Consider the following 13,087-nt stretch of genomic DNA (forward strand, 5'->3'; position numbering starts at 1 on the left):
CGCGGCGGCCCCCGGACGGCGGGCACGGCGGCCAGGACGGGCGCCAGGGGGCGGGATACGGCAGGGGCGCGGACAGCGGCCAGACAACCGACCCGCACCAAGCTTGATGCCACGCGCGAGGCATCCAGCCAACCCCCCGGCCGGCAAGGACGGCGGCACCGAACAGGACCAGGGCCAGGCGGACACCGACAAGCAGCCAGGCGGCCTCGCGCCGCGCGGCCTGGACGGCGGCGAGCAGAACACCGACGGCACCGAGCAGGACCCCGACGAGCGGCCCCCGGACACCGTGGGCCCCTGGGAGACGAGTACTCAAATCGAGCCCCAGAGCGCGCGGGCAGAAAACCAGCAAAACCACCGGCGAAAACCTCGGCTAAAACTCCCCCGAAAACCACCCGCAGAAAATCCAGGAACCCGCCGGAAAACACGCCAACTCCCCACCCCCGGCACCCCCGCCCCCAGTCGTATGGCATGCCCACGGCGAACACACACAGCAACCAGCAACAGCCCCGGCCCGGGACGGGCGTAGCAACCGACCGGCTGCCCCAGCCAACCCCGCCAACCCCAAAAAGCGCCTCCAACCACCAACAGGTCACACCCCGCGGCCCCTCACCGGGTAGAGCTTGGCGTGCAGCACCCGTTCCTCCCACCACGGATCGTCCGGGGCGGAGACCAGCGCGGCCACCTGCTCGCGCTTGGTCGGGGCGGGCAGCACCAGCGCGCCCAAGTCCTTGATGGCGCGGTCCTGTTCGCACTGCGGGCACTCCAGCCGGTCCGGGCTGGCCTTCTCCCGCAGCTCCAGCTTCGAGCCCTCCTTCCCCCCGATCGAGCCCCGGCACGTCCAGCACGGGCGCAGCAAGGCGTTCGCGGTCCGGGCGGCCTCCAGCTGTTCTTCGGCCTCCCGTTCCAGGCGTTCCTCGCGGTCCTGGTGGCAGGGCCAGCAGCGGCCGCCGGGGCGGCGGGTCCACTCGACCTGTCCCTGGCGGCCGTATTCCCAGGTGCTCTCCTGCTCGGGAACGTCGCCGCAGTCGATGCAGACCAGGGAGTCCATCAGCTCCTGGTGGGCCTTGTGCTCCTCGTCCTCGCGGGCGGCCTGGCGCAGGTCGTAGGCGGCTCGGTTGTTCGGGTTCTCCAGCGCCTCGATGAGGGAGTGCCGGCCCGAGCGGCCGAGGCGCCACCACACCGGCCCGAGCGGCCCGTGCTCGGCCAGTAGCTCCAGGGTGGTCGCGACGATGGGCACCGCGTCGTCGTACTCGCGCCACCCGTCGTCGTTGTAGTCGCGGACCTCCCTGCACCACCGGCCGCGCCAGCAGTCGGCGGACAGGTCCACGACTGCCTGCTGCCGGTTGGCCAGCGCGACCGGTCCGGCGTCGGTGACGACCAGGGCGACCGGCGGGTACCCGGCCCGGGTGTGGCCGGGCCAGGTGCGGCGCCACCAGTGCACCGTCCGGTCGGCCGGCTCCCAGTCGGCGAGGGCCGGGTCGTTGTCGCGGACCCTGGTGCGGAACAGCTCGCGGTACCGGGGGAACTTCGCGGCGACGTCAGCCGGCGCCATGGTGGAGCGGTCAACCTCCACCATCAACACCGGCACCCCGATCTCCGGGGCCTGCCACACCCCGTCCGGACGCACCTTGCGCCTGCCACCCGGCAGCAGGAACTCGACCTCGGTCGCCCAGGACCGCACCGTGCCCACCCAGCCCGCCGCCCCGGGCGCGCTACCGCCGAGGACGAACGCGAGCACGGTCTCGTTGACCGCCATCGCATGCTGGGCACCGGAGCGCCCGGCGCCCCGGGCCGTGCCACCCATCTCCGAGCGGACCATCCCGAGCACCTGACCGGATGCCGTACACCCAGGAGGGCTTGTAGCCTTCGGTTCTCGAACCGAGGGCTACGTCGACGGGAGTAGGCGCTGCACCATTCCGTTCGCGGTCATGCCTATGGCTGTGGCAAGTTGGTGCAGGCTGCCGCGTTACGGTGGGTGGTCGAAAACACTGCTCAGGTCTCAGCGGCGCGAGGGGCATGGGGGCTGGTATGGGATCCCCGGGGCGTACTGCGTCCAGTCGTTCGTACTGATGCCGGTGCCGGCGTAGGCGCAGAGGCGATCGGCCAGTGCAGTCGGGTCGGTGTCGAAGAAGCGGACGGAATCACTGCCGACAACGGCGAGCCGGTCGCCGTTGGGCGTGAACTGGATGTCTTCCGCGTATTCGCCGGGGGCGATGGTCCCGGTCACGTGGGGGATGGACGGGTTGCGGATGTCCCACAGTTGAACTGCGGACTTGTCGCCACGGGCCCATACGGCCATGAGTTTGCTGTTCGGGCTGAAGGCGACGGCGCTGGTACCAGGCTGGGTGTTGATGGCCGCGATGGACCGTGGTTGGGCCGGGTTGCGGGTGTCCCAGAGAGCCAGGGTGTTCTCAGCCGCGCCGGTGGCGGCCAGTAGCTTGCTGTCGCCGCTGAATCGCACGGTGGATCCGGAGCGGTCGGAGAGTTTGACGGTGCTGGTCGGGTGGCCGGCGGTGAGGCCGTACAGGTACAAGCTGGTGCCGAACCCGCTGGCCTGCGTAGTCGCGGCGGCGACGCCAGAGGAACCCGCAACGCTGCCGTGGTTCACGCCGGTCAGCGGCGAGTCCACGCCATGCTGCGGGTGGTGCGGATCGCTGATGTCCCACCACGTGACGCCGTCCTGGGTGAGGACGCAGGCAGTGTGGTTGTCCACCAGGCCGGCCAGGTCCCGGTTGGGGTCGGGGAGGGGGAGCTTGCCTGCCTTGAGGACGGTGTGGCTGTCGGTCACGCGCCAGAGCTGGAGGTAGCCGTCGCCCTGTACGGCGACCAGGCTTCCATCATCGGAGGAGGTGACTCCCGAGGACACGATGACATCGCCGAGCCCGGTGGGGGTGGTGGGGAAGTGTGCCGTGCCGAGTGAGACGCCGGTTGGGTGTGTGGGATCGTGAATGTCCCATAGTTGCACCGCGCCGTCGTGGTCGACGGTCAGCAGCGCAGTCGCGGTGAGGAAGGTGATCGTTTGCGAGAAGGTGGCGAGGGGGATTGTGGCCAGGGGGTCCTTCCCGCCGGCTCCGGATCCGGGTACCTCCCACAGCCCGACGATTTTCGAGTTGTCGCCCATGGTGCCTCGTGCACGCGTTTCGACCGGTGCCGCGATCAGGTTCCCGTCTGGGCTGATCGCGAAGTTGTCCTTGCCCGTCACCTGGAGGCCGCCGACCCGCGCCACCGGGTCTCGCCACAGGCGTACCTTTCCGTCTCCTCCACCGCTCAGTACCGCGCCGTTCGGCGTGGCCGCCAGGGTTCTGGTGTCGAAGGCGGTGCTGGTGCAGGCCGGAACCACAAGGCTGTCAAGGCTGATATTCGAGACGTCCACATGGCACAGCGCGCCCTTGGCGTCATACGTGCCCATTCCGCCGAAGGTGAGTTGGCTGCCCTCTGGGCTGTAGGCCACGCTCATCACATCTACCGAGACCCCGGGGAAGACCGATAGCGGTTTCGAGGTGTCGCCGATCTTCCACAGGTCCACATGCGCGTCCCCGCCCGCGGCCAGCCAGTTGCCGTCCGGGCTGAAAACGAGCGACTGGTAGCCGGTGGAGATGGCGGTGGTCGAGACGGGTTTGGCGGGGTCGGTCAGGTCCCAGAGCTGGGTGGCGCCGGCCTGGTTGCTGGTGGCCAGCAGTTTGCTGGTGGGGGCGAAGGCCACTCCTCCTATCAGGGTGCCGTTGCCGTTGCCGGGCAGTACTGGCAGGAGGCGCGGGTTCGCGGTGTCCTGGACGGACCAGAGCATGCTGGAGCCCTGCTCTGTGGCGGCGGCGAGCAGGTTCCCGTCCGGGCTGAATGCGAGTGAGCTGACTCTCAGGCCGCCGGGGAGTTGGTCCGGTCCGGGCAGGGGTAGCTTGGCCAGGGTGCTCGGGTGCTGGGGATCGGCCAGGGACAGCAGACACAGGCCGCTCTGGTCCGGGCATCTTGCGGCCAGTTGCGGCTGGTCGGGAGCTAAGGCGATCGCGGCTGCGCGTTGCAGGTGCAGCGTCGTGTGCGCAACCGGGGCGGACGGGTCGGCCGTGTTCCATATCCGCACGGAGCCGTCTTCGGTACCTGCCCCTACCAGGGAGCCATGCGCCTGCGCAGCTACGCTAATCACTTCGCTGCCCGTGGTGGCGAGGACGTGGTCGAGCGGCGTGCCGAGGATTGTGTAGAGCTGGCTGGCAGCGGCTTGGGTGGGGGAAGTGCGGTAGGCGGCGATCGCGAGTTGGGCGGCCAGCCCCGGTTCTGTGGGGGTCAGGGCGGCTGCGTCCGCGGCGAGGGTGTTCGCGCGGGTGATCGCGACGTTGCGCGCGGCGTCCTTGTGTGCGCGTTGTGCGTTCACTGCGGCTGCCGCGGCGACGAGCGCCAGGACGCAGACGGTGGCGACCCCGGACCACAGTGCGCCACGACGACGGCGCAGGCGCCGCTTGCCGTGCTTGAGGAAGTCCTTCAGTGGCTCGCTCAGTTCGGCCGAACGGGCGGGCAGCCACTGTCGTGAGAGCGCGATGGCGGTTCGGGTCGGCAGTAGGTCCGCCGGCCGATTCCGGTCCTCCCAGCGGTCCAGGTCGTTCTGTATGCTCTCCCGCCAGGCCAGGAACGAGCGGTCCGCTGCCACCAGCTCCCTGGTGGTCTCCCATGCTGTGATAACCGCCTCGTGGGCGAATTCGACACGCCGGCCCTCGCCCGCGCGGTCGCTGCTGTCCTGGCCCTGGATCACCAGGAGCCTGGCTCTGGCCAGGCGCTGGGCGATATCCCATTCCTGGGGATCGATCTCGGTTCGGTAGACGGCGCGGCGCAGCGGCGCGGCCGTGCCGACCGGGATCCGCACCAGTCGGGTGAGCAGTCGTCTGGCGGCTTCCCGGTCCGCGTCCGGTATCAGGGCGCCCCACTGCTCCTTCGCGCAGTAGTTGAGGGCGCCGGCGACACCGCCGAGCCGGGTGTATTCCTGATAGGTGATGAGGCCGCCTGCGCACCGTCGCCACAACTGGTCGAGGGTGAAGCCGAGCAGCGGCAGAATGCCGGGTTCGGAGCCGGCGTCGGCCAGAATGCGCTCGATCAGCTCGTCCTCGTAGCGGGCACCGGGGACCGCGTCGACCGGCTTGGCGATGACCTCGCGCAGTTGGTCGGGGCGCATCGGTTGGAGTGCCTGGATCTTCCTGCTGACCAGCGGGCCCAGCCGTGGGTGGGCGAGGGCGTGTTCCAGCAGGTCGGCGCGCAGGGTGGCCAGCACGGCGACCTGGTCGGGGGTGCCGGGGCCGCCCAGCACCTCGGCCAGCTCGTCGATGGCGCTGTCGCTCTGGTCGAGGAGTTCCTCGAACTGGTCGAGCACGACCAGCAGACGTGAGCTTTTCTTCAGTTCCAGGATCCGGAATGCGGTCTCGCGAATCCCTCGGGTGGCGAGTTCTTCGGTCAGCTCGGTGATCCTGGCCGGGCGCTCGGCCTCGGACAGTTCGGGGTTCAGCTCCTGCAGCAGGGCCGCGGCCAGCGCCCGCAGCGCGGTGTTGTACGCGGCGAAGTGGACCACCACGGCGCTGTCTCCGGCCTTACGCCGCCTGGGGATGACGCCTGCCATGGCCAGCGACGACTTGCCGCAGCCGGAGGGCCCGACCAGCGTGGTCCAGCGCTCGCGCGCGGTGATGGCGGCGAGCTGGTCGGCGTCGGCTTCGCGGCCGAAGTAGCTGCCGGTGTCGGACTCCTGGAATGCGTTCAGTCCGCGAAACGGTGAGGGCGGCTCGGCGAGCGGTCCCAGGTCGGGCCAGGCCGCGATCAGCCGGTCGGTCGGGATCAGGTAGCTGACCGGCGGGGTGCCCGCCTCTGCCACCGTCATCAGGCCGACCACGCCGCCGAGTTGCTCGTCCCAGACCGCGCTGCCACTGAATCCCGCCGACACCCGGTGGCCCTGTCCGGACTGGTCGAGCTGCACCCACTGGCCGGCCAGCCTCGCCCGAAGGGTTCCGGAGTGCCACACGCCCTCGGGATGCCCCTGGGGGAATCCGAAGACCCGGGACGGGTGGTCCCAGGTCTGCTGCGGGCCCGTCTTGATCAACCTGATCGGCCGGGCACCGGGCAGTGGCGCCTCTAGCGCGAGCACGGCCAGGTCGGCCGCGGCCGGCTGCGCCGGGCCCCAGACTCTCACCCGCGCCGTGCCCGACACCGGTTCCCGCCCCGGCATGGCCGGTAAGAGAGCGGCTTCGAGCACGAGTTGCGCGCCGTCTGGCGGCATCTCACCACCGGGCAGCCCGAGTGCCGTGCTCACCACGTGGGCGCAGGTGAGCACCAAGTCCTCCGCCACCAGGAAGCCGACGCCGACCGGCTCGCCCCGCGAGTCCTGGACCCGCAGCAGCGCCGCGTGCAACGCCGCCGGATCCCCCCCAGCCGATGGCTCGGGAGTGGTCACGGCGTCCGACCCGCCTCGGCAGACGGCGGACGCCAGGTGAGCGAGACCTTGAAATTGGCCTGCGCCGTGGTCGTGGAGATCACCAAGTCGGCTTCGGCGGACATCGACAGGCCGAACTCCAGCGAGATCTCCTCCGGCGCCTGCGCCATCCCGCCCAGGCCCTCGACAAAGCTCTCCGCCACCGGCCTGATACCCGCCAGCATCTCCCCGAGCGAACGCGCCGCCCGTGCCGCCACCTGGCCGGGCCGGGACACCTGAATCAACCCCTCACCGGCCGGCTCGACCTCCACCCTCACCAACTGCCCCAGCCCGGCCTCACCCTCGACCGGGAGTTCCACCAAGTACTTCACGTCCACCCCTTCGCAAGAGTCGCACCCTGCGGGCAAAGCCATGAACGACACCGCTGCCGCACCGCGCTGTTGCGCGCCCGCGGTGCAGCTCGCACGGCCTGCACCGCCGCCAACCGGTAACTGGCTCAGCAGCACGGCAGGTCGTCGGTGCCGGAAAGTCAGCCAGCCGGCAATCCGGCAGTCACTCACAGTCTCCAGCCAACTCGGCGGGGAGAAAAGCGATTTGAGCAAAAGCGGAGCTTCGGGCAGGGGTAGACCGGCAACACCTCGCCAGCCGCCTACCCCCTCGCACGCGCCCTTGACGGCGAGGAACGGCCCGGCCCGTCCGAGGACGGGCGACGGTGTCGCCGGTCCCAACCGGCTTGCCCGGGCGGTCCGGCCTGGGGAAACAGGGGCGGCGCCGGACGGGGGCCGCTACCTCCGGTACAACCTCCGGTCACACCGTCCAGCACACCGTCTGGGCAACCCTTCAGCACCCTGCCCAGGCAACCGACGCCCGGCGGCCGTCACTGCAGACCGGTCAGCCCTGTTCCATGGGGAAGAGCGTCTCGTTTGGTTGCCGAGCAGCGGGGAGAGCAGCGGCGCTGGAGGGGTTGCGCAGCTGGGGCAGCTCCATCATCAGGGTGATCAGGTCGACTGGCGGGGTGTGGCCTCCGGAGCGCTTGCGGAGGAACTCCTTGAGGTGGACCTTTCGGGCCGGGATCGTACGGGCCCCGTCAAGAGCACCGCTGGCGACCAGTTCGTCGGCGAGTTCGGGCAACTGGGTCATGTACTCACTGAAGATGGCGTCCGCGGCTTCTTCGATGGCGCTGATCGCCTCCTGGATCGCGCGCGTTCGAATCCGGCGCGCCTCAAAGTCCATTTCGTCCGGACGTGGCACCAGCCGATCGGCTGCGCGGCGTCGGGCCTGGGGATCCTTGGCCTCGCGGAAGGTCGGATCGTCCTGCAGTAGTCGCGAGATTCGCGTGACCTCCGCCTGCTCGTCCCTCGCTCGGCTCGTACGGATCTGCTCGACCATGTCGTTCTTCTCGTCCTGGGCCTTCTCGGCGTCGTCCGCGAGGGCCGCCGCCCATGAGGCAAGGCGTGACCAGAACACGGCGACGCCGTCCAGGACGACGCACAGCTGCACGTCCACGATCTGGCCGTCGTGGCGCCTGGCTCGACGCCGTACCCGCTCGACCGCCTTCACGCTGGCGGTCTCGGCCTCCGACAGGGCGTCAGGGTCGTCGTCGTCCTCGGGGAAGGCGCCGGCCAGGAAGGCATCGGCGTCGAAGGCGGTCGTGCGGTGGAACAGCACCCGGGCGCCGGCCGCACGGGCGAGGCCACAGAACTCGTCCACCGTCATCGCCTCGCCGTCCACCTCCGCGCGACCTGGGTGGTCCTCCGGTACGGCCGGGACCATGTGCAGGCCGTACTCACCGGCCAGGACAGGCAACCGCTCACACAACTCAACGAGAACAGCGTCACCCTTCACCTCTACACCTTTCCTTGATCACTCAACGCATGCTCTTCATGACCATAGGTGAAGAGTCTGACGCTACGTCACCCATTCAGCGGGCAGCCGAATGGTGGAATCAGGGATGCGGACAGACCACACCCGACGCCGTCCGCACCCGGGAAGCGGCTGACCGCCTCGACCACGCCGAAGGACCGAAGGTCGGCACCCCCGGCTCGGCGTCAGCACCGCAGCCGGTCAAGCCAGGCCGCCAGGCAGGGCCCACCAACAAGCGCCGCAGGCCCCACCACAACCCGACGGCGCACCCCCACCCCCACCCCCACCACCAGGAGGACAGGGGCGCGCAGAGAGGGATGTCGGTATTACCGGCCACCTTGGTTGGCCCTGTGAGCTGCGCAGATGCCACCCCGCGCCCGGGCCGGGGGTGCTGGCATCAGGAGCTACAGCAGGAGTCACAGCAGGAGCTGCATCAGGAGCTGCATCGGGAGGCCCGGGAAGGGCCGTTCCCGGGCCGAGTGGAGGCCGGACCGCACTGCTGGGGCCGGACGGTGCGTCAGGACCCCACGGTCGCCGCCAGGGGCCGCCCGTGGGGCATCGGTCGTGCCAGGGGGCGGTGCCGGACCCGGTCGGCGTCGACAGTCCAACCGGACCGAGGGAGGGCCTGGCGGAGGATCACCGCCGATCCGGCCCGACGGGGCCCCGGAGGCGTCCGGCGTTCGCCGGGCGCTCACCAACCATCACGGCCCCGCAGGGTCAGACCCCTGCCGACCGGACCGTCACCCACCACCGCCCCTCCACCTACCAGCAAGCCGGGGAAAGGAATGGACAGAAGGGGTTGTCGCATTTTCCGCCCTTCCAAAAGCGGCCGCTGAGCTGCGGAAACGCGCGGCCGCGGCCGGGAGCGACGGGGTACGTACGGTGGTACCTGCGGTGGTGCCGTCGGTGCCGCCTACGGTGGCACCTGCGGTGGTGCCTACGTGGAACCAGCGCGGAACCGGGGTGACCGCCGTGGGCCGGCCGGTCGACGCGGACGGCTTCGCCGGACGCGCACAGGAACCACCGGCCCGCCGCAGGCGCGAACCCCGAACCGAACCGACCTACCTCCACCAAGACAAGGACAGGAGAAGGGTTGTCGGCACTTCCGGCCCACCCAAAACAGCCCCCGACATGCGGTGATGCCATGCCGGGCCGGATCACCATGCGCCTACAAGACCACCCGGAAGACGTCCCGGAAGACGCCGACAAGGCGCCCCACAAGACCACTCACAAGACGCGGCGGTGCTGCGGCGCCGGGCTGCTGGCGGTGCGGGTCAGGTCAGCTGCTGGTTGCGGGCGGCACGGAGCAGGGCGACGGCGTGGAGCGCGTCGGTGGAGAGCCAGGGATCGCCGTCGGTGGCGTCGATGATCAGGCGGCCCTGGATGTAGGTGCCCCAGCCGTCGCCGAGCGCCTCGACCCAGCCGAGCAGCCGGCGGTTCGGGTCGCGGACGGCGAACAGGTCCGACGTGCTGTCCCAGCCCTCCACCACCAGGTCGCTCCCCTCGATGCTCCAGGTGGAGTTCGGGGCCCCCAGACCGCGGGCGAGCGGCGAGGAGGAGGTGCGCTCAGACGCCAGAGCCAGGAGCAGTTCCTGCGGCAGGGTGTCGACCGGTTGCGGCCGCCGCGCGACGGACGCGGCCTGGTCTGTTTCGACGCGCGGGGAAACGGTGGAGCGGGCGGCGGCCGGGCCGGCGCCGTTTGTTTCGACGCGCGGGGAATCAAGGCGGGCGGCGGCAGGCTCCGGGGCGGGCGCCTGGGCACGGGCCCGCTCGCTGCGCAGCCGGGCGGAGGTCATCTCGTAGCGCAGCACGTGGGCTTTGCGCAGGATGCGCTGTGTGGCGCCGGTGAGGCTGGTCTCCAGGAATGCGAGGGCCTGGTTGCAGCGTAGGTCGTCGCCCTCGCCGCGGCGGGCCTGTTCCAGGTGTTCCAGGAAGCGGGCGGTGCTGCGCTGTACGGCGGCGGCGAGCTCCAGGAGCTCGCGGTGGCCGGTCTCACCGGTGGCCGGGATTTCGACGCGCGAGGTAACAAGGGCGTCGGCGACGGCGGCGCCATCAACCTACGCCCTCGCTCGTCAGGCGCGGTAGCGCTCGGCGTTGCTGGAGGCGGCTGGCAGCGCGCGGGCTCCCGATCGGTTCGGAAGCCGACTCGATCCGCTGGAGAGCACGGTGCTGGCCAGTCCCCCGGCTGCAGCCTTCCAAGCCGTACTCGAAGAGGTCCTCGCGGTGGCGGCGCGCGCCCAGGCGGTGGCGTGAACCTCGGCGCCGGGGGCCTGTCGGCATCAGTCGGCGGCTTCCTGGTGCGGCGTGATCGGTTGGGTGGTGGATTGGTCCGATTGGGTGAAATCGCGTCAAGGGCTGGTGTCGTATTGCCTATTTCGGGTTAATAGTGGTGACCGTTTTTCCGGTGGGTTGCCCATCTCTCCGGGGATAGAGGCAACCCCTGTGTGCGTGGTATGCGCAGGCGGGTCCTTCTCTCTGTCCCGGTGTGCAAGCGGTGATCCGGTTCGCGTATACCGGCGCCGTGCGGCGCGGGCCCCGGTGGGATTTCTTGGGTGGCCCTCTCAGCCCAGAGAGGTTTGCCATGGAGCCGAACACGGGTTGGTCGGGAGCTCCGGCGATAGTCTGCGGGGTTCGGCCGGTTGTACCGGCGGGTGGATCCCAGGTGCCCGCTGTACGGGGGCTTGTGGCGCCGCTGTTGAGTGCGGCGTTCTCCACGGTGACGATCCCGGCGGGCACGAGCCCGCTCGCGGTGGCGGTGGCGCCGAACGGCAACGTCTACGTCGGCAACAACAATTCGAACAACGTGACGGTGATCAGCAGCGTCTCGAACGCCGTCCTGGCCACCGTCCCCGTCGGCTCGAACCCGGCGATGATCGCGGTGGCGCCGAACGGCAACGTCTACGTCACCAACCAGAGCTCGAGCAACGTGACGGTGATCGACAGTGCCACGAACACCGTCCTGACCACCGTCGCCGTCGGCGGGGGCCCGTTCGCGGTGGCGGTGGCGCCGAACGGCAACGTCTACGTCGCCAACTCCACTTCGAACAACGTGACGGTGATCAGCAGCGTCTCGAACACCGTCCTGGCCACCGTCCCCGTGGGCGCGGTCCCGGACGCGGTGGCGGTGGCGCCGAACGGCAACGTCTACGTCGCCAACCGGAATGACAACACCGTGACGGTGATCAGCAGTGCCACGAACACCGTCCTGACCACCCTCCCCTCCGGTGGTTTCCCGGGCTTCGCGGCGGTGGCGCCAAACGGCAACGTCTACATCGCCAACCAGACCTCGAACAACGTGACGGTGATCGACAGTGCCACGAACACCGTCCTGGCCACCGTCCCCGCCGGCATTGTCCCGGGGGTGATCGCGGTGGCGCCGAACGGCAACCTCTACGTCACCAACACCGTTTCGAACAACGTGACGGTGATCAGCAGCACTACGAATACCGTCCTGGCCACCGTCGGCACCGGCGCCGGCCCGTTCGGGGTGGCGGTGGCGCCGAACGGCAACGTCTACGTCGGCAACTCCAATTCGAACAACGTGACGGTGATCAGCAGTGCCACGAACACCGTCGTGGCCACCGTCCCCGTCGGCGCGTTCCCGTTCTCGGTGGCGGCGGCGGCGAACAGCAACGTCTACGTCACCAACGCCAATTCGGCGAACGTGACGGAGATCTCGCCGTTGACGGTGACGACCTCACCGGCGTCGCCGAGGTGCGGGCAAGCGGTGACATTCAGCATTTCCGGGGGAACTCCGAACGGGACAGCGGTGGTGAACTTCGGGGACGCCAGCCCCACGGTCACCGCCGCCCTGGACGCCACCGGGAGCGGGCAGACCACCCACACCTACACCGCCGGTACGTTCACCGCGACCGTGAACGGCAACCCCACCCCCGTCACCGTGAGCCCCAACCCCACAACGCCGACACTGTCGGTGACGCCGAACCCCTCCAGCTGTGGGCAGAGCGTGACCGTGTGCGCCACCATCACCCCGGCACCAGGCACCACCTCAGTGCCGATGGGCACGGTCACCTTCACCCTCCCCAACGGCCAGAGCCAGATGATCCCCGTGAACGGCGTGGGGCAGGCCTGCTTCACCACCACCGCCCTGACCACCGGCACCCTCACCGCCGCCTACAGCGGTGACAGCTGCTTCACCGGCTCCACCGCCAGCACTCCCGTCACCGTGACACCCAATCCCACAACGCTGACCGCGCAACCAAGCACGATCCGGCTCCGGCTGACCCCGCTGCCGGAGTTCTACATCCCCACCCTCAGTGCCACCCTGACGACCACCTCGGGGATGCCGGTGGCTGGTCAGCCGGTGACCTTCACCGCCATCACGCTCTTCGGCCCGGTCAACCTCGGTACCGCCGTCACCGATGCCAGCGGCACCGCCACCATCCACAACGCCATCGTCCCCGTCTTCACCGTCGCCACCCCCTTCTACACCGCCACATTCGCCGGCACCGCCTGCTACACCGCCTCCACCGCCCACGGCATCCTCCTGTTCATTCCCCTCCCGTCCTGACCTCATTGGCTCCGGCAACCGCTGTCCTCCCCTCCACCGCATGCGGGCCGGCGGTGTCAGGTCAGCGTCGTCGCCGGTGCTCCAACCGGGCGAGGATGGCCTGCAGGACGAGCTCCTCCAGGGGCGGACACGGCCCTCGACGACCAGCCGGCGATTGCCGGCGGTGCGGTGCGCCTCATCCACGACGACCAGGTCCCACGCGGGCAGGCCGTGCAGCTGGTGAGCCTGGACGATCCGCTCCAGGGACGCGTAGGTCGCGTACACGGTGACCGGCTCGCCGGGCCTGGCGGAGG

6 protein-coding genes and 1 pseudogene are annotated in these 13,087 nt (G+C 69.9%); 1 reads left to right on the forward strand and 6 read right to left on the reverse strand.

What is annotated here, in order from left to right:
• Nucleotides 1-589: 589 nt before the first annotated feature.
• From BOQ63_RS42740 to BOQ63_RS42765, 6 genes and pseudogenes are all read right to left on the reverse strand, one after another.
• The gene (locus BOQ63_RS42740) at nucleotides 590-1,819 is read right to left on the reverse strand and encodes a replication-relaxation family protein (protein WP_454129587.1); all 1,230 of its coding nucleotides are present in this window, start codon (nucleotides 1,817-1,819) and stop codon (nucleotides 590-592) included.
• 180 nt (nucleotides 1,820-1,999) lie between these two features.
• A complete protein-coding gene (locus BOQ63_RS42745) occupies nucleotides 2,000-5,863 on the reverse strand; it encodes an nSTAND1 domain-containing NTPase (protein WP_465398280.1) in 3,864 nt (1,287 codons plus the stop codon).
• Nucleotides 5,864-6,421 (reverse strand): annotated as a pseudogene (locus tag BOQ63_RS42750) (trypsin-like peptidase domain-containing protein); the annotation flags it as partial.
• On the reverse strand, nucleotides 6,418-6,777 hold the full coding sequence (locus BOQ63_RS42755) for a CU044_2847 family protein (protein WP_037831378.1): 360 nt from the start codon (nucleotides 6,775-6,777) through the stop codon (nucleotides 6,418-6,420). The pseudogene BOQ63_RS42750 and the gene BOQ63_RS42755, both read right to left, overlap by 4 nt.
• Nucleotides 6,778-7,291: 514 nt before the next feature.
• A complete protein-coding gene (locus BOQ63_RS42760) occupies nucleotides 7,292-8,245 on the reverse strand; it encodes a hypothetical protein (RefSeq protein WP_030290171.1) in 954 nt (317 codons plus the stop codon).
• A 1,292-nt stretch (nucleotides 8,246-9,537) separates the two neighbouring features.
• The gene (locus BOQ63_RS42765) at nucleotides 9,538-10,074 is read right to left on the reverse strand and encodes a hypothetical protein (RefSeq protein ID WP_072656171.1); all 537 of its coding nucleotides are present in this window, start codon (nucleotides 10,072-10,074) and stop codon (nucleotides 9,538-9,540) included.
• An 851-nt stretch (nucleotides 10,075-10,925) separates the two neighbouring features.
• Here BOQ63_RS42765 and BOQ63_RS42770 point away from each other — a divergent pair.
• Complete coding sequence (locus tag BOQ63_RS42770; RefSeq protein ID WP_030290173.1) at nucleotides 10,926-12,794, forward strand: virginiamycin B lyase family protein; 1,869 nt, start codon at nucleotides 10,926-10,928, stop codon at nucleotides 12,792-12,794.
• The last annotated feature ends 293 nt before the right edge of the window (nucleotides 12,795-13,087 follow it).

It is taken from the genome of Streptomyces viridifaciens (assembly GCF_001888885.2).
In the GTDB taxonomy this organism is placed as follows: domain Bacteria; phylum Actinomycetota; class Actinomycetes; order Streptomycetales; family Streptomycetaceae; genus Kitasatospora; species Kitasatospora aureofaciens.

Coding starts and splice junctions, on each gene's coding strand:
- BOQ63_RS42740 (WP_454129587.1), bottom strand. CDS start 1,819: ATGGTCCGCTCGGAGATGGGTGGCACGGCCCGGGGCGCCGGGCGCTCC.